The following is a 22,459-nucleotide window of genomic DNA, read 5'->3' on the forward strand; positions in this document are numbered from 1 at the left end:
TTATCTTCTTATTGATTTATTAATACTTCAGCCAGAAATTACGGGTAAATAGCATTAATACTGTAAAGAGTTCTAGTCGTCCTAGCAGCATTAAAAAAGAAAGTAGCCATTTGCCAAAAGCAGTAATATTATAAAAGTTGTTAACCGGTCCTACCTCACCTAAACCTGGGCCTATGTTACCTAGGCAAGTAGCCACAGCACCTAGTGCAGTATCAAAATCTACTCCTGTAAATGACAATAGAAATACACCTATGCCATAAATTAGTAGGTAAAACAAAAGAAATGCTAGTACATTATATGTAATTTCTCTACTTACGGCCACGCCATTTAGCCTTACTGGTATTACAGCGGAGGGGTGCAGCTGCCTCTTCATTTCTAAAAAGGAATTTTTAAATAATAAAGTATGCCTCACTACCTTTATTCCTCCTGCAGTTGAGCCTGCCGAAGCGCCTAAAAACATCAAAAGGAAGAATATTACCGTAAGGAATGGAGCCCATGTGGTGTAGTCAGCGGTTACAAAGCCCGTTGTAGTTATTACTGATACCACTTGAAAGAGTGAATCGCGGAAAGATTTTTCAAAACTCTCCCATTTGGAAGAAAACACAAAGAAGGCTATGCATAGTGAAAGTATGAGCGTGATGAATAAGTAGTTTCTAAATTCCTCATTTTCCCATACTTTTTTAAATTTTCCTTTGATTCCAAAATAAGTAATAGCAAAGTTAGTACCTGCTAAAAACATAAAGAAGGTAATCACATATTGTATATACGCAGATTCATAATATGCTACACTGGCGTTTCGAGTAGAGAAACCACCAGTAGCCATAGTGGTTAGTGAATGGTTGATGGCATCGAAAAATGTCATGCCACCAAACATCAGTAATACCGTTTCTGCCAAGGTTAGTCCCAGATAAATATACCATAACCTTTTGGCTACTTCTTTTATTCTTGGCTTCATTTTGTCAGGTGAAATGCCCGGAGCTTCGGCCACAAATAGTTGCATGCCTCCAATTCCAAGTATAGGTAGTATAGCTACGGCTAGTACAATTATACCCATGCCACCTATCCATTGTGTTAAGCTTCGCCAAAATAGTATACCTTTTGGTACACTTTCTATATCGTTTAGTATAGATGCTCCGGTAGTAGTATACCCAGATATGGTTTCGAAAAATGCATTTTCTATTTCAGGAATCTCCCCGCTGATGATATAGGGGAGGCAACCTAAAAATGACATGGTAAGCCAACCTAGTGTTACAATGAGATATCCATCCTTTTTTTTGAGCTCTTTGTTGCTATTGTCGCGCGTCAAAATAGCAGAAGTGGTACCTAGTGCAATAGCAATGCCCCCTGATAAAGCTAAGTGCCACCATTGCTCTCTATAGTAAAGTGAAAAAGGTACGCAGAGCAGCATGAAAATGCCATTAATAATAGCCAGAGCACCTAATAGGTATAGAATTAATTTGAAGTTAAACCTCATAAAAGTTTAGATGTGATATAATTATTCTTAAATAACTACAATAGTTTTTATATTAAAAGCTTTTTTTAAAATGCTTTACTTTTTCCAGAAATGTGGAGTGAAAAGTGCTAGCATAGTGAAAAGTTCAAGTCTGCCAAAAAGCATTATCATTGCTAACAGACATTTGCTGAAGTTGTTAAGAGAGGCAAAATTGGTGGCAGGGCCTGTGGCTCCTAATCCTGGGCCTATATTGGCTTGACAAGTGGCTACAGCTCCCATGGAAGTTACTAAGTCACTTCCGGTAAAGGTTAAGCCAAATACTCCGAAAGTAAATACCAGTAGATATAAAATCACAAATGCCTGCACATTAAAAAGAATATCTTTGTCTATCGATTTTCCATCTATTCTAACCGGAATGATTGCTGATGGGTGGAGCTGTCTTTTTATTTCAGCGAAGCTATTCTTTATTAAAACTATAATTCTTATAATTTTAATACCCCCTGAGGTAGAGCCGGCCGATGCAGCAGGAAACATTAGTAAGAGGAATATAAATGATACAAATGGAGTCCATAAGGTGTAATCTGCGGTCACAAAACCGGTAGATGAAACCACAGATACTACTTGGAAGAGCGCATCTCTAAAGGATTGTTCGAAATTAATCCACGTCTCAGAGAAGACTATTAGGCTTATTACTACGCTCACACTTACAATCATGATAATGTACACTTTAAACTCTTCATTTGCCCATGCTTTTTTCATTTTACCTTTAAGCATAAAGTAAATCAGTGAAAAGTTAGTGCCGGCCAGTATCATGAAGAAAATAATAGTATACTGTATAAAAGGTGAGTTATAGTAAGCTACACTTTGATTTTTAGGGGAGAAGCCTCCACTAGCCATGGTAGTAAGTGCATGGTTTAAGGCATCATAGAAGCTCATGCCACCAAACATTAATACAATAGTTTCTGCAATGGTGAGGCCTAGGTAGATATACCACAGCCTTTTTGCAGTATCTTTTATTTTGGGTTTGAGCTTGTCATGCGTTACTCCTGAGGCTTCTGCCATAAATAGCTGCATGCCTCCAATGCCCAATGTGGGTAAAATAGCAACGGCAAGTACTATTATGCCCATTCCTCCTATCCATTGGGTCATGCTTCGCCAAAATAAAATTCCTTTTGGCAGTGCTTCAATGTCATTGAGAATGGAGGCTCCGGTAGTAGTGTATCCAGAAACAGTTTCAAAGAATAAATCTGGGAAATTAGTTATAGAACCACTAAATAAAAATGGTGTAGTGCCCATGAGTGACATTAGTAGCCACCCAAAAGAAACAATGATAAAGCCATCTCTTTTCTTGAGTTCTTTGTTGCTTACATTGCGTGTGCTTAGCCAGCCAGCCCCACCAACTATACATGTTAAGGAGCCTGCTAAAATAAGCGGCAGTGGATCTTCATGATAGTAGATGGTAAAGCATAGGCACAGATACATGAAAATGCCATTAAACACTAAAAGAAGACCTAATAAGCGAGTTATAAACTTGAAATTGAACCTTTTCATGAAGGAAATTTTCCTTACTTAAAAAATTCTTCTACTGCGTGTATGCATTCAGGACGACAAAGTACCACCGCTCTGTCTTTAGGGCGAAATTGGAAATCGCCCATGGTAGTGTAGCCGATACCATTTCTTACTACACCTCCAATGATAGCTCCCGGAGGAAACTCTAGTTCTTTGATTTCTTTTTCGGTAATTTTTGAGCCAGCCTTAACTATAAACTCTAATATTTCAGCATCTACACCGTGTATACTAGTTAATGAGATAACATCTCCTTTCCTAATATATCTAAACATGAAATTAGCTGCAATCAACTTTTTGTTGATCATAGTATCCACGCCTATGTTTTGAGAAAGGTGGATATAATCAATGTTTTCAACTAATGAGATAGTTTTTTTCACATTGTTGTTTTTGGCTACAAGGCAAGAAATAATATTAGTCTCGGAATTACCCGTAACGGCAATAAATGCATCCATTTCTTCAATGGCTTCTTCTTGAAGTAAGTCTACATCACGGCCATCACCGCAGATTACCATTACATCACGAAGCTCATCTGCTAGTTCTAGGCATTTCTCTCTATCTCGCTCAATGAGCTTAACATTAAATTTTTTGCTTAATTTTTTTGCAGCGTGGTAGCCTACTTTACTACCTCCCAAGATCATGATGTTTTTTATCTCTTGCTTTTTCTTTCCAGACAGCTCTAGCACTCTATTGACACCGTCAGGTTGTGCAATAAAATAAGCATGGTCCCCTTCTTCAAACTTATTATTACCATGGGGTATAATGGTTTGATTGTCGCGAAGGATGGCTACCGTAACGAAGTTTTGATTAGGATTGAGGTGGGCTGCCTCTATTAAGGTTTTATCTTTTAGTTTGCTGTTTTCATCCACTATTACACCTACTAATGAAAGTTTGCCTTCATCAAAATCAAAAGTATCAGTAAGGGCTACTTCTTTTAATAGGCGTTTAATTTCTTTTGCCGCTAATGACTCGGGCGAAATGATTTCGTCTATTCCTAAGTCTTTTAAATCGAGCTTGTCTTTATTTAATAGGTATTCAACATTTTGTATACGGGCTATTGTTTTTTTTGCGCCCAGATGTTTACCAATTATCGCTGTGGTTAAATTAGTTTCTTCTGATGAAGTAACTGCTATTAATAGGTCAGCATTAGATACGTCTGCTTCTTCAAGCACCGTATATGAGGTACTATTGCCTTTTATTGTCCCTACGTCAAGACTGCTTGAAGCCTGTCTTAACCTGTCGGAATCCAAATCAACTAGGATGATATCCTGTTCTTCGTAAGCAAGTAATTTGGCAAGGTGAAAGCCTACATCACCAGCACCAGCAATAATGATCCTCATATCATCAGCTCTTTAAAATTCTTAGTTTGCAGCAGAGGCGTTTTCTATTCTTAAGCCCACGGAAATAACATCTGATAAGGTGTCTCTTCTCATAAACTGCTGTAAGCTAAGTTTATATTGCCCTTTTTCTTTAAATGTTTTGTTTTCCATTAATAATAATTGGTGATCAAATATATCTCCCAAGCCATCTCCATAAGGTTTTCCTGTCTTTGGATCAAAAAGATCATTATTAATTAAGTCAGTAGCCACTTCGTTTCCGCTGCTGTCAAGTAAGGTATAATTAATATATATGTTCTGAAATGGGTAAGAAATGGTATTTCTTAAATTGCAGTATATATTATATTTCTTAGAAACATCCTTAATGTCAAATTCAAATTGTTGAATTGAATCTGCCAACCACACTTTGTTATCCAAGTCGTTATTTTTTTCATATACTCTGCTATTATCGCAAGCAATAAAAGCAGTTATAATTAACAACAAAGGGATAAATGTTCTTTTTCTCATTTACTCTTTTTGTTACTATTATTTGGGTTCGGTTTCCGAGGTTTTCGGTTTCTACTTTTTGTTCTTTTTCTCTTAGGTTTATTGCCTCCGGTTTTGTTTTTGAACTTACGATCCATCTTTTCAAGATCGCTGTTAAGTCCAATGTCATCTTTGCCCGGAACATCATCTTCTAACAATGAAGCAGGTTTTTTGCCTTTAGCATTCAGTTGAATGATGTCATTAACCCTCTCAACATTAATAGGATGCCAAGTGTTTTCGTCATCATAACCGAACCACATTATCTTTCTAAAAATATCTGTTTTCTGTAGTTTAGCCACACCCTTTTCTGTGAGCAGAGGTTTTTCTAGTTCAGGGATATCCTTCAGTGCCTCCATATAAGTTTCTAACTCATAGTTAAGGCAGCACTTTAGTCTGCCACACTGGCCAGATAATTTGCTAGGGTTAAGAGAAAGGTTTTGGTACCTGGCCGCACTGGTGCTTACGCTTTTAAAATCGCTCAACCAAGTAGAACAACATAGTTCTCTTCCGCATGAGCCAATTCCACCAAGCCGTCCAGCTTCTTGCCTAAGGCTGATTTGCCTCATTTCTACACGAATCTTAAATTCAGCAGCCAGAAGTTTGATTAATTCTCGGAAATCGACACGGTCATCTGCAGAGTAATAGAAAGTAGCTTTGCTATTATCTGCTTGGTATTCAATGTCAGAGAGTTTCATCTCTAGTTTGAGATCAGAAATGATTTGCCTTGTTCTATAAAGAGTAGGCATTTCTCTTTTTTGTACATCCGATAATTTTTCAAGGTCTTTTTCATGAGCAATTCGATAAATGGCTTTTATCTCTTCGTCATTTTTAACCTTCTTCTTTTGCATTTGTAGTCGTACAAGTTCGCCTTGTAAAGACACGTAGCCAATGTGATGTCCGTTAGGCACATCTACAACTACTGGGTCTCCTGTAGTAAGATGAATCTTTTCCTGATTTCTGAAAAAGTCTTTTCTACCACCTTTAAACCTTACTTCTACTACATCAAATTTATCGTGAGTTGGCATGTCCATGTTAGACAGCCAATCAAATACATTCATTTTATTGCAGCCACCTGTTTGGCATCCTCCATTACTTCTACACCCTGCTACCTTCTCGCCATCAGTACTGCACGTACTACATCCCGCCATAGCTTACTGTTTGTTTCTTTTCTTCCACATTAAAGATAGATGATTTCTTACACTAATCTATTTTGAGGGATAAAATATCTTTACCTATATCTTTTCTATAATACATGTCGGTCCAGTTGATGCTGTCAGCTCCTTTGTATGACTTGGCAAGGGCATCTTCTAAAGTTTTTCCCTGACCTGTTACGGCAAGCACTCGACCTCCATTAGTGGTAACTTCATGATCTTTTTGAGAGGTTCCTGCATGTATGACTAAAGCGTCTGTAACATCAGCTAATCCGCTGATCGCGTGGCCTTTTTCATAACTTCCAGGATACCCACCTGCTACTAACACCACGGTGGTAGCAAAGTTTTCATCTATAGTAAGTTGCTGAGAGGATAATTTTCCCGTAGCAGCAGCATAGCAGAGCTCTAAAACATCGCTTTTAATTCTCGGGAATACTACTTGGGTTTCAGGGTCTCCCATTCTTACGTTATACTCAATTACAAACGGATCTCCATTTACGTTCATTAACCCAATGAAGATGAAACCTTTGTAGTCAATATTTTCATTTTTTAACCCTTGCAAGGTAGGCTTAACTATTCTAGACTCTACTTTTGCAATAAATTCTTCGTTAACAAAACTTACTGGTGATACTGCTCCCATACCTCCGGTGTTAAGGCCAGTGTCTTGTTCTCCAATTCTTTTATAATCTTTTGCTTCCGGTAATATTACGTGTGATGTGCCATCTGTGAGTACAAACACGCTTAACTCTATACCGTCTAGATAGTCTTCTATTAACACTTTTTCACTTGCAGCGCCAAATTGTTTGTCTGCCAGCATTGACTTTAAAGAAGCCTGAGCCTCTTCCTTAGATTGGCAAATCAATACTCCTTTACCTGCAGCGAGACCATCAGCCTTCAGTACAATAGGGAAAGAGCAAGATTCTAAGTATGTTAGGCCTTCCTCTAAAGTAGAAATGTCAAAGGTTTTAGATTTAGCAGCAGGAATGCTGTTCTTTTCCATGAAGGCTTTCGAGAAATCTTTGCTGCCCTCAAGTTGAGCTCCATCTTTTCCAGGGCCTAATATGGCAATGTCTTTAAGGTTAGTGTCGGCCTCAAAATAATCTCTAACGCCATTTACTAATGGGTCTTCAGGGCCTACTACTATTAAATCTATATTTTGCTCTACTGCAAACTTTCCTATTGCAGAGAAATCATTAACTGCTAAAGGAATGTTTTGAGCTATTTGGTCAGTGCCGGCATTTCCTGGGGCTACAAACAGCTTCTCACATTTCTCACTTTCAGAAATTTTTAAAGCTAATGTAAATTCCCTGCCGCCACTACCGAGTATTAATATATTCATGGTTGTTATATTCTATAGGTTGCTTACTTAATGTGCAAAATTATAAAATAATTTAGGCTAAAGTAATGTTTATGATTTTAACATCAATTTTAAATTGATAGTCAGGTGTAATTAAACAAAAAAAGAGGGCCGTAGCCCTCTTCTTAGTTAGCATATTCTGATAAGAATTTTATTCGCATTAGTCTAAGTTCTTCTTCCGAATAATCTTCATTGTCTTCATCTTCCAGTGCTACTTCTATGCTGTCTGTTTCAGCGTTTAAGAAGTAGTCATATAAATCATCTTGCTTGTCTTCATCCAGCATATCATCTATGTAATAATCAAGATTGAGCTTGGTGCCAGAGTAGCAAATGTGTTCTATTTCGTTTAATAAATCATCAAAAGATATGCCTTTGCTTTCAGCTATTTCTTCCAGATCAATCTTTCTGTCGATTTGCTGAATGATAAAGATCTTCATCTTTGACTTATTTACAGACGATTTAACTACAACTTCTGATGCAGTTACAATATCGTTCTCTTCTACATACGCGGTAATAGCCTTAATAAATTCGCTGCCAAACTTATTTACTTTTCCCATACCTACTCCATTGATTTGAGCTAGCTCAGTTTCATTAGTAGGGTAAGTAGTGGCCATTTCCTCTAACGATGGGTCTTGGAAAATAACATATGGAGGTAAATCCTTTTGTTGGGCAACCTTTTTTCTTAAGGTTTTAAGTAGGTTGAAAAGGTTTTCATCATAGGCTTTGGCAGAAATAGTAGGCTTGTCACTTCCTTCTTCTTCTTCTCCGCCAGCATCTACATATTCATGATCTTTTGCAAATTGTATGGAGTGTGGTGCCGCTAAGAACTCGCGCCCTTTTGCGCCAACTTTAAGTACTCCCACATTATCAATATCTTTTTCAAGATATTCATGCATTAAGGCTTGTCTTAGTATAGACTTCCAAGTATCACCGTTTTCAGCGCTTCCCTTGCCAAAAACCTCTAGCTCATTATGGTTATATGATGTAGCGTATTGGTTATTGATACCTCTTAATACATCGGCAATGTGGTTGAGCCCAAACCTTTCGCCTGTGGCTAGTGTAGCCTCTATGGCCAGTTTTAGATTTTCTTGAGCCTCAAATTTTTCTTTGGGGTGCTGGCAGTTATCACATCCTTCGCAGTTATCTACTACATATTCTTCTCCAAAGTAATGGAGGAGCTGTTTTCTTCTGCATACAGGAGATTCTGCATAGTAAGACATTTCTTGTAATAAAAGGCGTGCATTATCTCGCTCTTGTACAGATTTGTCTTTGTTGAATTTCTCTAATTTATTAATGTCATTATGACTGTAGAACATTAAGCATTGCCCTTCTAGGCCATCTCTACCCGCTCTACCGGTCTCCTGATAATATCCTTCTAGTGATTTTGGTACATCATAGTGAACTACAAATCTTACATCTGGTTTGTCAATACCCATTCCGAATGCAATAGTAGCTACTACTATATCTACATTTTCATTTAAGAAATCGTCTTGATTTTTTTCTCTTACCGAGGCGTCAAGTCCTGCATGGTAAGGTGCAGCCTTAAATCCATTAACATTTAAAAGCTCAGCTACTTCAATAACCTTCTTTCTGCTAAGGCAGTAAATGATGCCACTTTTGCCTTTATGAGCTTGTAAAAATTGAATCAGTTGCTTCTTGGCGTGTTTTTTAGGTCTTACTTCGTAATATAAGTTGGTGCGGTTAAACGAAGATTTAAAGACATCGGCACCTTCCATCTGAAGGTTTTTCTGAATGTCTATCTGTACTTTAGGAGTAGCAGTGGCCGTTAAAGCAATGATTGGTAAATTACCTAACATGCCTATAATTTCCTTTATCCGCCTATATTCAGGCCTGAAGTCGTGCCCCCACTCTGAGATACAATGTGCCTCGTCTACCGCTACGAAAGAGACATTTGCCTTTTGTAGAAAAGCAATATTTTCTTCTTTCGTTAATGACTCAGGGGCAACATATAATAATTTGATCGTTCCATCGAGGCTTTCTCGCTTCACGCGATTGATTTCCGCTTTCGATAAAGTACTGTTTAGGAACTGTGCATTAATGCCAAATGCATTTAGCTGATCTACCTGATTTTTCATCAGAGCGATCAGTGGAGATATTACTATGGTAAGACCATCAGTCATTAGGGCAGGTAACTGATAACATAATGACTTGCCAGCACCAGTGGGCATAATCACGAAGGTGTTTCTACCTTTCAGTATGTTTTCAATAATGGCTTCCTGATTTCCTCTAAATTGGTTGTATCCAAAAACCTCCTTTAGCTTGCTTTTTAAAGCATCCGTCTCTTCTACCAGCATCTTAATTGTAGATAAATTTAAAAATCACCAAATAATAAATTACTTCAACTAATAATACCCATTTATTATTTCTCTGCTTCAGAAAAATGTACATGAGCTTTTCTTCACGATTTGTTTATCTTTGTGGTGTTTTATCATACCACTAATGCAAAAGGACGTTGAAGATAGAAAAAAATATTCAAAAAATAGCTAAAAAGGTACTTGAAAATGAGGCCAATGCTATAAAAAAAATTTCAGACTACCTGAATGAGGATTTTGAAAACTGTGTAAATGAGATTTTTCACTTAAAGGGGAGAGTCGTTGTTACCGGTATTGGGAAGAGTGCAATTATTGCCAGTAAAATGGTGGCAACCTTCAATTCCACGGGTACTCCAGCTCTATTTATGCATGCTGCAGATGCCATTCATGGTGACTTAGGCATGATCCAGAAAAATGACTTGGTTATATGCTTGTCAAAGAGTGGTAATACGCCAGAAATAAAGGTTTTGGTGCCGCTATTGAAGAGGACAGAGGCTAAGTTAGTAGCTTTGGTTAGTAATACAGATTCTTACTTGGCACAGCAGGCTGATTATATTCTTGATGCTACCATTGAAGAAGAGGCTTGCCCTAATAATTTGGCGCCTACTACTAGTACTACTGCACACTTGGCATTGGGAGATGCATTGGCAGTTTGCTTGTTAGAGCTAAGAAATTTTTCTAGTGAAGATTTTGCCAAATATCATCCGGGAGGATCTCTGGGTAAGCAACTGTACTTAAAAGTTGATGATATTTATAGTAATAATGAATTGCCTTTAGTGAAGGTAGATACACCTTTAAGAGATGTAATTATTGAAATGTCATCTAAAAGATTGGGAGCTACAGCCGTGGTTGACGATGCCCAAAAGTTATTAGGTATAATTACTGATGGGGATTTAAGGAGAGTAATGGAGAAAGGTTGGGATATTAATGAAAAAACAGCCAAGGAAATTATGTCTACAGGACCTAAGGTGCTGGAAAAAGGAGACTTCGCAGTAAAAGCCTTAAATATTATGCAACAAAACAGCATCAGTCAGGTTATAGTATTGGAAAATGAAAAAGTAGTAGGATTTGTCCACCTTCATGACCTACTAAGAGAGGGAATTATTTAAATTTATAGTCCGCAAACTATTACACAACCTATTTTAATGAAAAATAATTATTTAATCATTATGGCAGGTGGCATCGGAAGTCGATTCTGGCCATATAGCCGTAATAACCGTCCAAAGCAGTTTTTAGATATATTAGGAACTGGGCGATCATTATTGCAAATGACCTACGATAGATTTTTGCCACTGGTAGATTCAGAAAGAATTTATATCGTAACGAATGATAATTATGCAGAACAAGTAAAAGAGCAGCTTCCTGAATTGACCGATGATCAGATTTTAAAGGAGCCATTGAGGAGGAATACGGCCCCTTGTATTGCTTATGCTTGTTATAAAATAGGAAAGAAAGATCCTGATGCGGTGGTGACGGTGGCGCCTGCTGATCATGTGATTTTTAATGATGATAAATTTCAAAAGGTGCTTCAAACCGCCTATTCGGGCGCTGCTGACGATGATAAGCTCATTACCATTGGCTTAAAGCCCAACAGGCCTGAGACAGGATATGGCTACATACAATATTTGTACACAGAAGGAGAAATTAAAAAAGTAAAGACCTTTACAGAAAAACCTGAAAGAGACTTAGCTATTAAGTTCTTAGAAAGTGGTGATTTTGTATGGAATTCGGGCATTTTTGTTTGGAGTATTAAGAGTATAAAGAATGCTTTCAAAGAGTGTTTGCCTGAAATGCATGAAGTTTTTTCTGTAATGGAAGATGACTTTTATACTGATAATGAAAGAACAGCATTAGATCATGCTTATTCTCAATGTGGTAATATCTCTATTGACTATGGGGTGATGGAAAAAGCAGAGAATGTGTATGTAGTATTGGGTGATTTCAGTTGGTCTGATCTTGGTTCTTGGAACTCACTACACGAGTTATCTGATAAAAGCGATGATGATAATAACGTGATAAAAGCCAATGCCATCGTTTATGATACTAACAATAGTATTTTAAAAGGGCCAAAAGATAAATTAATTATTGCACAGGGGCTTGAGGGGTATTTGGTGGCCGAGTGTGATAACGTATTGCTGATATGCAAAAAGGATGAAGAAGCGAAATTCAGAGATTTTGTTGCTGATGTAAGAGAGCAAAAAGGCTCAGAATATTTATAAATAAAAAGGCCGGTTAATTTAACCGGCCTTTTTTTATAATCCTTTTTGTCTTACAGCTTCGAATATTGCTACAGCAGCAGAAACGGACACATTAAGGGATTCAATATTTCCGCTCATAGGTATTTTACCTCTTACACTACATAGCTTTAAGTATTCAGGGGAGATTCCATCTTCTTCTGAACCCATCAAAATGGCAGTGGGCTGTTTGAAGTCAACATCATAAATTAGTTGATCAGTCTTTTCCGTACACGCTACTATTTGTATTCCATAGTCTTTAAGGTAAGAGATAGTATTTTTTAAATTCTCTTCTCTACATACCGGTATATAATTTAGCGCTCCTGCAGATGTTTTCATGGCATCGCTGTTAATGGCAGCGCTTCCTTTGCTAGGAATAATTATTGCGTCAAGCCCGGCACATTCTGCAGTTCTTGCTATGGCACCAAAATTTCGAACGTCTGTTACCTTGTCTAAAATAATAAAAAAGGGCTCTTTGCCTTTTTGGTATACCTGATCGATAATGTTTTCCAGAGAAGCATACTTCACAGCAGAAAGAAACGCTACAGCTCCCTGGTGGTTTTTGCGTGTAAATTTATTGAGTTTTTCTAATGGCACCTGTGAAATAGGTACTTGAAAATCTCTAGCGGTTTTAATTAGTTCTTTTAAGAGGTCGTTAGAAAGCCCTTTTTGAATAAATAGCTTGTCTATTTCCTTGCCGGAGTTTATGCTTTCAATGATAGCACGAGTTCCGAAAATAAAATCTTTAGGAGTGTTATTCTTCATTTTCAATTAAAATCTTCCTTTTCTCCACAGGTCAATGGCTCTGTACCAAGCTGCGGTGTATCTCTTTTCTCTTATTAAATAAGTGCTGTTTCTTGAGAATATATTTTGAGATGATGCAAAGGTAAACTTTAATTTTGGAAGTTGGTTAGTGGCTTCGTAATTCCAGGTTTCACCATTATTTTCTTTAATAACTTCATTAGGAGTGCCAAATATAATATATATCATGCCCATGTCTGTTTTCCAACCTTCTTTGTAGGTTGTAAATAAAGAGTTGGCTCTTTCTACTCTATCATAGTAACTTTTTATAATGTACTTAGCACGTTCGGGGCTGTTAGTCAGCTCTATCCAAAACTGGTCAAATTTACTTTTGTCACCATTAACAGCTATTAGCTGATCGTATTCTTCGCCAGTGGTTATATACCTCAGCGGCTCAATTAAATCATTAAGCGTAGTGAATTTCGGGTAGTTTTTGTTTTGAATTCGAAAACTATATGCTTCTGATGAACTGGTGTCTCTTTGAAAAAGGTATAACCCCTGTTTGGTTAGGCTAATGCGCTGTTTGGGGGGGAGTGTAAAGCTGGAGTCTATATTAATTTCTTGTGGAGGTAATGCGAAATCTGAGGGCATTGCAGGTAAGGCTGGAGGGAAATTATCCGTATATAAAAATACATGAAGGGAGGTGTCTGCAGTTATGGAGGTAGGTCTTAGCCAAGAGTTAATTAATGATGGGGCACCAGCTGATGTACTAAGTTGAAACTGTGCCGGAACTACATCTACCGGAATGTAGTAGTTTACGGCAGTGAGCTTGCTTTTTATTTCTGCAAGAAGAATTTTTTTGCATTGAGGTAGGGTATACCGTTTGATAATTGTTTTATCAGAAAGGAATGTGGAACTATCCGTTTTAATGGCAGTGAGTTTTTCTGACTTTGATTTGTAATCGCTGGCAGTGTAAAATTGTACGCTATAATATGAGGCCACTGCTTCGTCTCTATTGAGTTGTAAGTTGAGGGTTACATCCACAGAATTTCCGTTAGAGTATGCAATGGCATTAGCTAGTATTTCTCCATCGGTTTGGTAAAGGTATGCAAAGTTAATGTTGTTAAAGTGCCCTTGAGCATAAGAGGCTTGGTGAATTAAAATGCCAAGTAGAAACAATAGAATTCTTTTCATTACTAAGAAAACGGACAATATGATATTATTTTTTAAAATGAATATACGGTATTTGTGGGGGAAAATATGTGTTGATAAAGAGGTATTTTCTTTTACTATACTTAATTTTGAGTTAAATGAGATATTATGAGTGTTTATACAACTGAGATCGCTTCTGATAAAATAGCATCTGACAATCCTATTCACCAGAGGCTTTTGAAGGCCTATTATTTGGCAGAAGATTTTGTGCAGGGAGATTTATTGGAGATAGGGTGTGGCGAAGGCCGTGGGATAGCTTTACTAAAAGACAAAACTACGAGCTATACAGCTATTGATAAAATAGGTGATGTATTAGATAAACTAAAAGGTGAATACCCTGATGCTACGTTTATTCAGGATAACATACCTCCATTAAATAAGGTGGAAGATAATGCCTATGATATAATTATTACTTTTCAGGTAATAGAGCATATTAAAGACGATAAGGCCTTTTTAGAAGAGATAAAAAGAGTGTTAAAGCCGGGAGGTAAGGCGTTAATTACCACTCCTAACATAAAGAAAACACTTACTAGAAACCCTTGGCATATTAGAGAATATACTGCAGGGCAGCTGTTAAAACTTGCCAGCTCTATATTTGATCATGTAGAGATGAAAGGTGTGGCAGGTAATGACAAAGTAATGGAATATTATGAAATGAATAAGAAGAGTGTGAATAAAATAACACGATTTGATATATTCAATTTGCAATATAAGTTACCAGCAGCAGTGCTAAGAGTACCTTATGATATTCTTAACAGAATGAACAGGAACAAGCTTAAGACTAGTAATGATGGCTTGGTGAATGAAATTCATCATTCTGATTACTTACTTACTGATCAGGCGGATAGTGCCTTAGATCTGTTTTGTATAGTGCAGAAATAAGACATATTTGAAAATATTAAAAAGCCTGTAGATCCAATCTACAGGCTTTTTTTGTGGCATAAAAAAGGCTACCAAAATGGTAGCCTTTAAATTTTCTATGGATTTATGAATTACATATTTCCTCTGCCTTGTTGGAAGTTGCCAACGGCTTTGTTATATGTGTCTTCATATTTTTTAGCCAATTCTTCCTCTCCATTTTTGTATAGAGTTTCTTGGATTTCAGAAATGATGAATAGGTTTTTGCGTAAATCCATCGTTAAGCCATCACCTTCTTTGATTAGATAATCAATCATTTCCATTGACCTGTCGCCCATTGTTTTTCCTATAGAAACAGCCTTTTCTTTTTCGCCTAAAATAAATAGTAATTGCATAGTTCTTAATGATGTATAATCATAAGGTATAGCAATGTCTGGCATTTTTTCTAAGCTAGTGTTAAGCACTTTAATAGCCTTTTCACTATCGCCTTCATTCATTAATGCTGTCGCTAATGTGTTGAAGCTTGTTCTATGGTTAAGTACAAAGTTTCTGTAATCTTCATTGTAGTTAACATCTGGGTTATCTAGTTCCCTGTAAGAGAAGTTCTCCATCAAGTTTTTGTACATGATGTCAGTGTCTACATAATCCTGACTAGGGTGAGGATTTTTAACAGGTAAAATTCTATAAGCATTACCTTCTTGTATAGCATATTGGCTTAAGTCAAAGCTAATTTGCTGCATAGAAGTATTGTTTAGATATAAAGGACGTTCCCAGTTAGAGGTTGCTAATACGTCTAAAATTGCTAAATCTTTCTTCTCTAAAGCATTTCTTCCATTTTTAAGACTAAATACCATTTCGTCAACTAACATGCTATCCATTCCTTGTGGGATAATGCCTAGCTTTCTCACTTTTTCTTTATCTACTTTTAGAGAGAATGTGCGGCTAGGTACTACATTAGCTGATGCATACTTTCTAATACGCTTGTCATTACTCTTAATTAACTGAAGATATTTTCTTAAAGGCAACACCTTAATGTTCATGTCTTCGAACGGAAGGTAATCATTAAGCCCATTAGATTTATAGTTTTCTAAAGTTAAGGTGTATGGGAATGCTTTTGATTCGTAAACATCTCTCATGGTTTGAGCTATGTACCAGTCTGTGTTATAGTAACTAAGTACCACTACTCTTACATCTGTTCTATATCCCTCAACATCTTGTGCGTACCAAAGAGGGAAAGTATCATTGTCTCCTCCTGTAAATAGTATGGCATTATCCGCAGTAGATGCTAAGAAGTTTTTAGCCGAGTCAACTGAGAAATATCTATTGTCTCTATCGTGGTCATCCCAACCTTGTTGAGCCATTAAAGCAGGGCCAGTTAAGCTTAAAATAGTGGCTAGCATAGCAGCTAATTTTCCACTTGTGATTTTTTTAAGTGCACTTGCAATTCCTAAAACCCCAAAGCCAATCCAAATAGCGAAAGCGTAATATGAACCTACATATATATAATCCCTTTCTCTTGGCTCAATTGGAGGTGAGTTAAGGTATAGAATAAGCGCTAAACCTGTAAGGAAAAATAATAGTCCAACCACAAAGAAGTTATTAGCGTCTTTTTTGGCTTGAAATACCATTCCTATTATTCCTAATATTAGTGGTATCATAAAGAAGTTATTTCTTCCCTTATTTTCTTTCAGTTCTTTTGGTACTTCCTTAAACCATTCGCTAGGGCCTAACCAGTCAGCATCCTGAATGTCACTTTGGCGTCCTGCAAAATTCCACATGAAATACCTTACATACATCCAGCCTATTTGATGCTTAAACATGAATTGTAAATTATCTCCAAATGAAGGCTTTTCACCTTTTCTTAAACCCGTTACTTCCATGTAACGCTGTACGTGCCTTGGGTCACTGCTGTACATTCTAGGAAGTATGGTCATTTCTGCAGGATCATAGGTGTATGATAACTTACGGTCAACTATTTCATATTTATCTTTACCCTTGATGTATTCAGGAGCTCCTTCTTCAGTGCCCGTAGGTTTGGCTGTGTAATATTGACCATACAATAGTGGTCTACTGCCATACTGCTCTCTTTTCAAATACTTAACAAAAGACATTACATCTTCGGGGTTGTTCTCATCAATGGGAGGGTTGTAATTAGACCTGATTACAATTAATGCATAAGAAGAATAACCAATAAGTATAAAGGCAAGGGATAAAAGTCCTGTATTTAATAACTCGTTTTGTTTTTTGATGGAAAACTGAATACCCCAAATAAGACCACCAATAATAATGGCACCAATAAATATGGCTCCTGACCCGAATGGCATTCCTAAGTTATTTACAAAGAAAATCTCAAAAGAACCAGCAAGCGAAGGTAGCCCTGGAATGATTAAGTTATTGATAAGAATTACTAAAAATCCACTAATAGCTAATGTTACTATTACTCCAAATGTACTAGGCTTATGTTTTTTGAAATAGTAAACTAACCCTAATGCAGGTATAGTAACTAAGTTTAATAAGTGAACCCCAATGGAAAGTCCCATCATGTAAGCAATTAATATGAGCCATCTGTTAGCTCTACTTTCATCTTCTATAATGTCCCATTTAAGCATAGCCCATACTACAAAGGCTGTAAAGAAAGATGACATGGCATATACTTCTGACTCTTCGGCAGAAAACCAGAATGAATCTGAAAAGGTATAAGCAAGCGCACCAACAGCACTGGCACCAATAATGAGCCATGTTTGCTCGCCATTAATAGTAGCTTTTGCATCTATCTTTAGTATTTTTCTGGCAAACATAGAGATGGTCCAGAATAAGAATAATATGGTGAAACCACTACTTAATGCGCTGGAAGTATTGATCCAAAAAGCCACTTTGGTAACATCTCCGAACGATAGAAATGAGAATATTCGGCCTATGAGTAAGAAAAGTGGAGCTCCCGGAGGGTGAGGAACCATTAATTTGTAAGAAACTGCAATAAACTCTCCGCAATCCCAATAGCTGGCTGTTCGTTCTAAGGTTAGTAAATAAACTATTGTAGCAATAGCAAAAACGACCCAGCCTGCGATGTTGTTGACTCTTTTAAATTCCATCGAGGTGTTTTAATTTTTTATGAAAAGCGAAAATAACGAACTATATACAATTAACCATGCTCAGGCTTTTGTATTATACTTAGTTTTGATAATCCTACTAGGTTAATGGGGTGAATCACTAATATATTGTGTGGAAATATGAATATTATTACTATTTGTACACTATAGTGAAGAAACCTAGCCATATCAAAAAGAAAAATACATAAGAGCTAAATACAATGGCATAAGATATGCTTTCTTTCTTTTTTGAAATGTGATGTACTCCTTTTACTAATACAAACCAGTAAATGATTTCGAAAATATTTAATGCTTTTAGTGGATAAAAATACCTTTTGTCTAAAGTGTAGATGTCATAAATATTAATGAGTGAAAATGGATAAAAAGAATTCACTTCATACAAGGTTGGGTCAGTATTGAAGCTGGTGAACCATATAATTTTGAAAATTTCTGGCAGTAGGAATATGAATTCAGAGATGACTGCGATTTTCCATAAGTTGCCATAGGAAACGTTATATCCAAACATGAAGCATCCAATCCATATAATAAAGGCGATTACTGTAAATTTAAATAAGTAAATAAATGGAACCGAAATGTATTGAAATGCGCTTAACGCATTTAATAAGCCAATTTCTCCGCGTGAGTCAAGTATTTGAAAGGCAGCGGTATTTGTTTCGATAAAAGTCTTTTTAATTAGTAGTAAAGTGAAACTTGCTAAGCAAATTACAATAAAAGCACTCCATTTATTCGTGTCGAATAATGAGTTGTCTGTATCTTTATCATTCATGCTGGCAATTTATAGAATAACTAACATTTTTTATTCACCTTTAACCTTATGCGATTGCCACTGAACATATTATCTGCTTGGTTAAGAAAGTATTAAAGCTTTATCTTTATGTCCACTTACATGAAATCAATATTTATTTTTATACTCTCGTTTAGCTTATTTGCTCCCGCTTTTGCGCAAAATGATAAGCCCTCAGACAGTAAGCAGGTAATTTTAATTGCTGATATGCAACTGCAGATTGATGTCAATCAGGCACTGAATGATATGTACAATTTTAAGTTTGATAAGGCGGAAAAACAGTTTCGGTGGTTGAAACAAGAATATGGTTGGCATCCGCTCCCTTATTTTTTACTTGGGTTGAGCGAGTGGTGGAAAATAATGCCTAATATGAGAGACACATCTCATGATGCCAAATTTGAGGCGTATATGGATTCTGTGATTAATATTTCTGAACGACTTTACGAAATTCCTAATCATAATGTAGAAGCGGCATTTTTTCTGGCAGCAGCCTATGGGTTTAAAGGCCGGCTCTATTCCAGTGAAGAAAGACGTAGTTGGACCAAGTCTGCTGGAGCAGGGAGGAATGCTCTGAAGTATATGCACGAAATAGAAGAGGATGCTGATCTTAGTCCCGAGCTATTATTTGGTGAAGCGTTGTATAATTACTTTTCAGTATGGGTGCCTGAAAACTATCCGTTGTTAAAACCCGTAATGGCATTTTTTCCAAAAGGAGATAAGAAGCTAGGAATAAAGCAGCTGAAAGAGGTTTCTTACAATGCTTTTTATACTCGAGTAGAGGCTATGGTTTTCCTCATGCGTATATTGAATAGTTATGAGCATGATAGGGCGAGAGCACTTCAAACCGGACAGTACCTGTATGAGACGTATCCAGATAATCCGTATTTTCATCGCTATTACGCTAGGCTTTTGTATACAAGTGGTAAATTTTCTGCTACTAAACCTGTTTCTCTAAAAATTATGGAACGTATAGATAGCGGTATGCTTGGATATGAAGAGACCAGTGGAAGGTATGCTGCATTCTTTTTAGGGCAAATTTATGAGCATGAAAAAGAGGATGAAGAGGCAAAAAAATATTATTTGAGAGCAGTTGAATTCTCAAAAGCTATAGAAGCGACAGATATGGGATATTACCATTATTCATTATTGGCGTTAGGAGATATTTACCAAAGAGAAGGCAACGACAAAGAGGCAAAGAAATACTATAAGCTTGTAAAGAAGGAAGCTGATAGGGGAGATAGTGCTCATAAAAAGGCAAGAAGAAAATTGAAAGATTTCTAATATGGAGTTAAGGGATTTTATTGTTACTCCTTTTATAATTCTTATTGTATATATAGTTGCCTATTTGGTTAGACCTGCCCTAACTAATTCAGAAACTAAGAATTTTTTTATCCCCGGGCTGACAGTTAAAATCATTGGAGCTATTTCAGTAGGGCTCATATATCAATTTTACTATGGTGGAGGAGATACATTTGCCTATCACACTCATGGCAGCAGGTGGATTTGGGAAGCCTTAAATGAATCTGTATCCAAAGGTTTCAAACTTTGGGCTGCTGATGGTAATTATGAAGGTGTTTATAAGTATGCTTCCCATATCTGGTATTTTAGAGATAACCATTCTTATTTTTTAATACGAATAGTTGCATTGTTAGACCTGTTTACTTTTTCAACATATTCTGCTACTGCAGTGCTTTTTGCTACTATTAGCTTTAGCGGTATGTGGGCATTGTTCATTACCTTTCAAACGAAATACGCTAGCATGACTCGCTGGTTGGCCGTAGCAGTGTTGTTTGTGCCTTCTGTCTTTTTTTGGGGATCAGGTATTTTGAAGGATACGGTTACTTTAGGAGCATTAGGCTGGATGACCTATTCATTTGATCAATTATTTTATAGGAAAAGAGCCATTTTGTTGAATGCTCTTATATTATGTCTTGGTGCTTATGTGACCTTAAACATAAAGATATACCTGCTATTGTCCTTTCTTCCTGCATTAATCCTTTGGTATTTTATAACTAACATTAGTAAAGTGAAGTCAATAGTTTTAAAATTAATGGTAGCTCCATTTTTTTTACTCAGTGCTTTAGTGATTGGGTATTTTGCAATAGAAAAAGTAGGGGAGCAGAATTCTAAATATGCATTGGATAATATAGCTGAAACAGCACGGATTACGGCTTATGATATACGTTATGGCTGGGGGGCAAGAATGGGAGATAATTCAGGCTATACACTAGGGGAGTTGGATGGAACGTTTGGTAGTATGGTGAAATTAGCTCCTGCAGCTATTAATGTATCTATTTTTAGACCCTATTTGTGGGAAGTTAGGAACCCTCTTATGCTTTTATCTGCTATTGAAGCTTTAGTCTTTTTGATACTTACTTTATGGCTTATTTGGAAGTTCGGAGTTAAGAATTTCTTTAATTATTTAATAAAAGCTGACGTTATATTTTGTTTAACCTTTGCTGTGGTGTTTGCTTTTGCTGTGGGTGTCTCAACATATAACTTTGGTACGCTTTCAAGGTACAAAATTCCATTAATGCCTTTTTACCTTATTGGGCTGATAGTTATTTATCATTATTCTGAAGAAAATAAAGCTAAGAAGTTAGCTGAGTTAGAAGATACACTATAATATTTGATAATGTATTTTCTGCCTTCAGTACCAATAGCCTTTCTTAGTTTGTTATCATTAATTAATGAGGTAATTGTATTTAGCCATTCTGCATTTGATTGGCAAATAAAACCATTCTTTCTATCCTGAATTATTGTTGTATTTACTCCTACGGGTGAAACTAAGGCTGGTTTTTCTAATGCCATGTACTGTAGTGCCTTAAAACCACATTTGCCTTGAGACCAGAGATCCTCGGTCAGAGGCATCAGCCCAATGTCTATTTTCATTAAATCTTCTATTTCTGTGGCCTTGTTCCACGGAATGTATTTTAATGATTTTAACTTAAAAACGGGAGGTTTATTCGAGATTACGATAAATTCAAACTCCATTTTTTTTTCTAATTCTTCTAATACAGGAACTAAAGAGGCCAAGTATTGTAGTGTGCTATGAGTTCCGGTCCAGCCTAAAGCAACTTTATCTTTTAGTTCAACTATATTATAAAGTTTTGGATTATGTAAGTTGTTTGTATCTATAGTTGTTGGATTGATAAAGGTGTTTTTGCAATATTGAATAGCATAATCAGCTAGGAATTTATTGCCCACACTTACTTTGTAGCTCCATTGGCAAATTCTCTTCACTTTTGATTTCCATTTTATAATACTTTTCAAAGTCCCGGTTTCGTCAGGGTCTTCAAGCCAGATGGCATCATCAAAGTCATAAATAATTTTTTTCTTAAAAATTTTTGATACAATCCATTCAAATACAGGAGGTCCCATTGGAGTAGCTTCTCTATGTATAAAAATTAAATTATATTTTTTTATTTTTAATAAATCGAGAAATCGGGTTACAAAACCAACTAATAAATAATACATTTTGGAGGTAGTTTTGCCATCTTTGTAGATGGTATTCCAGCCTTTGATTGATAAGAATGGAGAAATGCTATAATTAAATCCATTTTCTTGAAGTAAACGTAAATATTGTTCAAAGCGAAATCTTTGACTTGGCGCCTCTCCGTGCGGATAGGGAGTAATGAATAGAATAGACTTAGAATGCATAAACTTATAGTTGACGCAAATAAAAAAGGTTTGCGGCTAAATCTTAAAGAATTGTTTCAATATAAAGACTTATTTTTAATTCTAGCATATCGAGATCTTAGGGTTAGATATGCTCAGACTGCATTAGGGATATTGAAT

Annotated in this window: 17 protein-coding genes; 5 read left to right on the forward strand and 12 right to left on the reverse strand. The window is 36.4% G+C overall.

Annotated elements, in window-relative coordinates:
* Positions 1 to 19: 19 nt before the first annotated feature.
* From ACXACQ_RS07140 to recQ, 7 genes are all read right to left on the reverse strand, one after another.
* Entirely contained in the window at positions 20 to 1,474 is a 1,455-nt protein-coding gene (locus tag ACXACQ_RS07140) for a TrkH family potassium uptake protein (RefSeq protein ID WP_474975250.1), read from the reverse strand.
* Positions 1,475 to 1,549: 75 nt separating this feature from the next.
* Positions 1,550 to 2,935, reverse strand: coding sequence for a TrkH family potassium uptake protein (locus ACXACQ_RS07145; protein WP_474975251.1), 1,386 nt, complete (start codon positions 2,933 to 2,935; stop codon positions 1,550 to 1,552).
* An 83-nt stretch (positions 2,936 to 3,018) separates the two neighbouring features.
* Complete coding sequence (trkA, locus tag ACXACQ_RS07150) at positions 3,019 to 4,359, reverse strand: Trk system potassium transporter TrkA (RefSeq protein ID WP_474975252.1); 1,341 nt, start codon at positions 4,357 to 4,359, stop codon at positions 3,019 to 3,021.
* 21 nt (positions 4,360 to 4,380) lie between these two features.
* Positions 4,381 to 4,863, reverse strand: a complete 483-nt coding sequence (locus ACXACQ_RS07155; RefSeq protein WP_474975253.1) for a gliding motility lipoprotein GldH — start codon at positions 4,861 to 4,863, stop codon at positions 4,381 to 4,383.
* Positions 4,860 to 6,029, reverse strand: a complete 1,170-nt coding sequence (locus ACXACQ_RS07160; RefSeq protein WP_474975254.1) for a PSP1 domain-containing protein — start codon at positions 6,027 to 6,029, stop codon at positions 4,860 to 4,862. The genes ACXACQ_RS07155 and ACXACQ_RS07160 overlap by 4 nt, the downstream gene beginning before the upstream one ends.
* A gap of 52 nt (positions 6,030 to 6,081) precedes the next feature.
* Positions 6,082 to 7,371 (reverse strand): phosphoribosylamine--glycine ligase, encoded by a 1,290-nt coding sequence (gene purD, locus ACXACQ_RS07165; protein ID WP_474975255.1) that lies wholly within the window; start codon positions 7,369 to 7,371, stop codon positions 6,082 to 6,084.
* A 143-nt stretch (positions 7,372 to 7,514) separates the two neighbouring features.
* Positions 7,515 to 9,704 (reverse strand): DNA helicase RecQ, encoded by a 2,190-nt coding sequence (gene recQ, locus ACXACQ_RS07170; RefSeq protein WP_474975256.1) that lies wholly within the window; start codon positions 9,702 to 9,704, stop codon positions 7,515 to 7,517.
* Positions 9,705 to 9,862: 158 nt separating this feature from the next.
* Here recQ and ACXACQ_RS07175 point away from each other — a divergent pair, with 158 nt between their 5' ends.
* Complete coding sequence (locus ACXACQ_RS07175; RefSeq protein WP_474975257.1) at positions 9,863 to 10,831, forward strand: KpsF/GutQ family sugar-phosphate isomerase; 969 nt, start codon at positions 9,863 to 9,865, stop codon at positions 10,829 to 10,831.
* A gap of 36 nt (positions 10,832 to 10,867) precedes the next feature.
* A complete protein-coding gene (locus ACXACQ_RS07180; RefSeq protein ID WP_474975258.1) occupies positions 10,868 to 11,941 on the forward strand; it encodes a mannose-1-phosphate guanylyltransferase in 1,074 nt (357 codons plus the stop codon).
* 33 nt (positions 11,942 to 11,974) lie between these two features.
* Here ACXACQ_RS07180 and rlmB read toward each other — a convergent pair whose 3' ends face one another.
* Both rlmB and ACXACQ_RS07190 read right to left on the reverse strand, forming a co-directional pair.
* Positions 11,975 to 12,721, reverse strand: coding sequence for a 23S rRNA (guanosine(2251)-2'-O)-methyltransferase RlmB (rlmB, locus tag ACXACQ_RS07185; protein WP_474975259.1), 747 nt, complete (start codon positions 12,719 to 12,721; stop codon positions 11,975 to 11,977).
* Between the two features lie 6 nt (positions 12,722 to 12,727).
* On the reverse strand, positions 12,728 to 13,891 hold the full coding sequence (locus tag ACXACQ_RS07190) for a GWxTD domain-containing protein (RefSeq protein ID WP_474975260.1): 1,164 nt from the start codon (positions 13,889 to 13,891) through the stop codon (positions 12,728 to 12,730).
* A 126-nt stretch (positions 13,892 to 14,017) separates the two neighbouring features.
* On the opposite strand from ACXACQ_RS07190, the gene ACXACQ_RS07195 reads away from it, so the two are divergent.
* Entirely contained in the window at positions 14,018 to 14,791 is a 774-nt protein-coding gene (locus tag ACXACQ_RS07195) for a class I SAM-dependent methyltransferase (protein WP_474975261.1), read from the forward strand.
* A 110-nt stretch (positions 14,792 to 14,901) separates the two neighbouring features.
* Here the strand turns inward: ACXACQ_RS07195 and ACXACQ_RS07200 are convergent, their stop codons facing one another.
* Both ACXACQ_RS07200 and ACXACQ_RS07205 read right to left on the reverse strand, forming a co-directional pair.
* Positions 14,902 to 17,859 (reverse strand): glycosyltransferase family 117 protein, encoded by a 2,958-nt coding sequence (locus tag ACXACQ_RS07200; protein WP_474975262.1) that lies wholly within the window; start codon positions 17,857 to 17,859, stop codon positions 14,902 to 14,904.
* Between the two features lie 151 nt (positions 17,860 to 18,010).
* Positions 18,011 to 18,643, reverse strand: a complete 633-nt coding sequence (locus ACXACQ_RS07205) for a hypothetical protein (RefSeq protein WP_474975263.1) — start codon at positions 18,641 to 18,643, stop codon at positions 18,011 to 18,013.
* A gap of 120 nt (positions 18,644 to 18,763) precedes the next feature.
* On the opposite strand from ACXACQ_RS07205, the gene ACXACQ_RS07210 reads away from it, so the two are divergent.
* Together ACXACQ_RS07210 and ACXACQ_RS07215 are read left to right on the forward strand one after the other, a co-directional pair.
* On the forward strand, positions 18,764 to 19,942 hold the full coding sequence (locus ACXACQ_RS07210; protein WP_474975264.1) for a tetratricopeptide repeat protein: 1,179 nt from the start codon (positions 18,764 to 18,766) through the stop codon (positions 19,940 to 19,942).
* Between the two features lies 1 nt (position 19,943).
* Positions 19,944 to 21,287 carry a hypothetical protein gene (locus ACXACQ_RS07215; protein WP_474975265.1) on the forward strand — a complete coding sequence of 448 codons (1,344 nt, stop codon included), beginning with the start codon at positions 19,944 to 19,946 and terminating at the stop codon, positions 21,285 to 21,287.
* Here ACXACQ_RS07215 and ACXACQ_RS07220 read toward each other — a convergent pair.
* A complete protein-coding gene (locus tag ACXACQ_RS07220) occupies positions 21,233 to 22,321 on the reverse strand; it encodes a glycosyltransferase (protein WP_474975266.1) in 1,089 nt (362 codons plus the stop codon). The two genes, ACXACQ_RS07215 and ACXACQ_RS07220, sit on opposite strands and share 55 nt — an antisense overlap.
* Positions 22,322 to 22,459 lie beyond the last annotated feature (138 nt).

The sequence above is a fragment of the Fulvivirga sp. AWR4_260 genome (assembly GCF_056158185.1).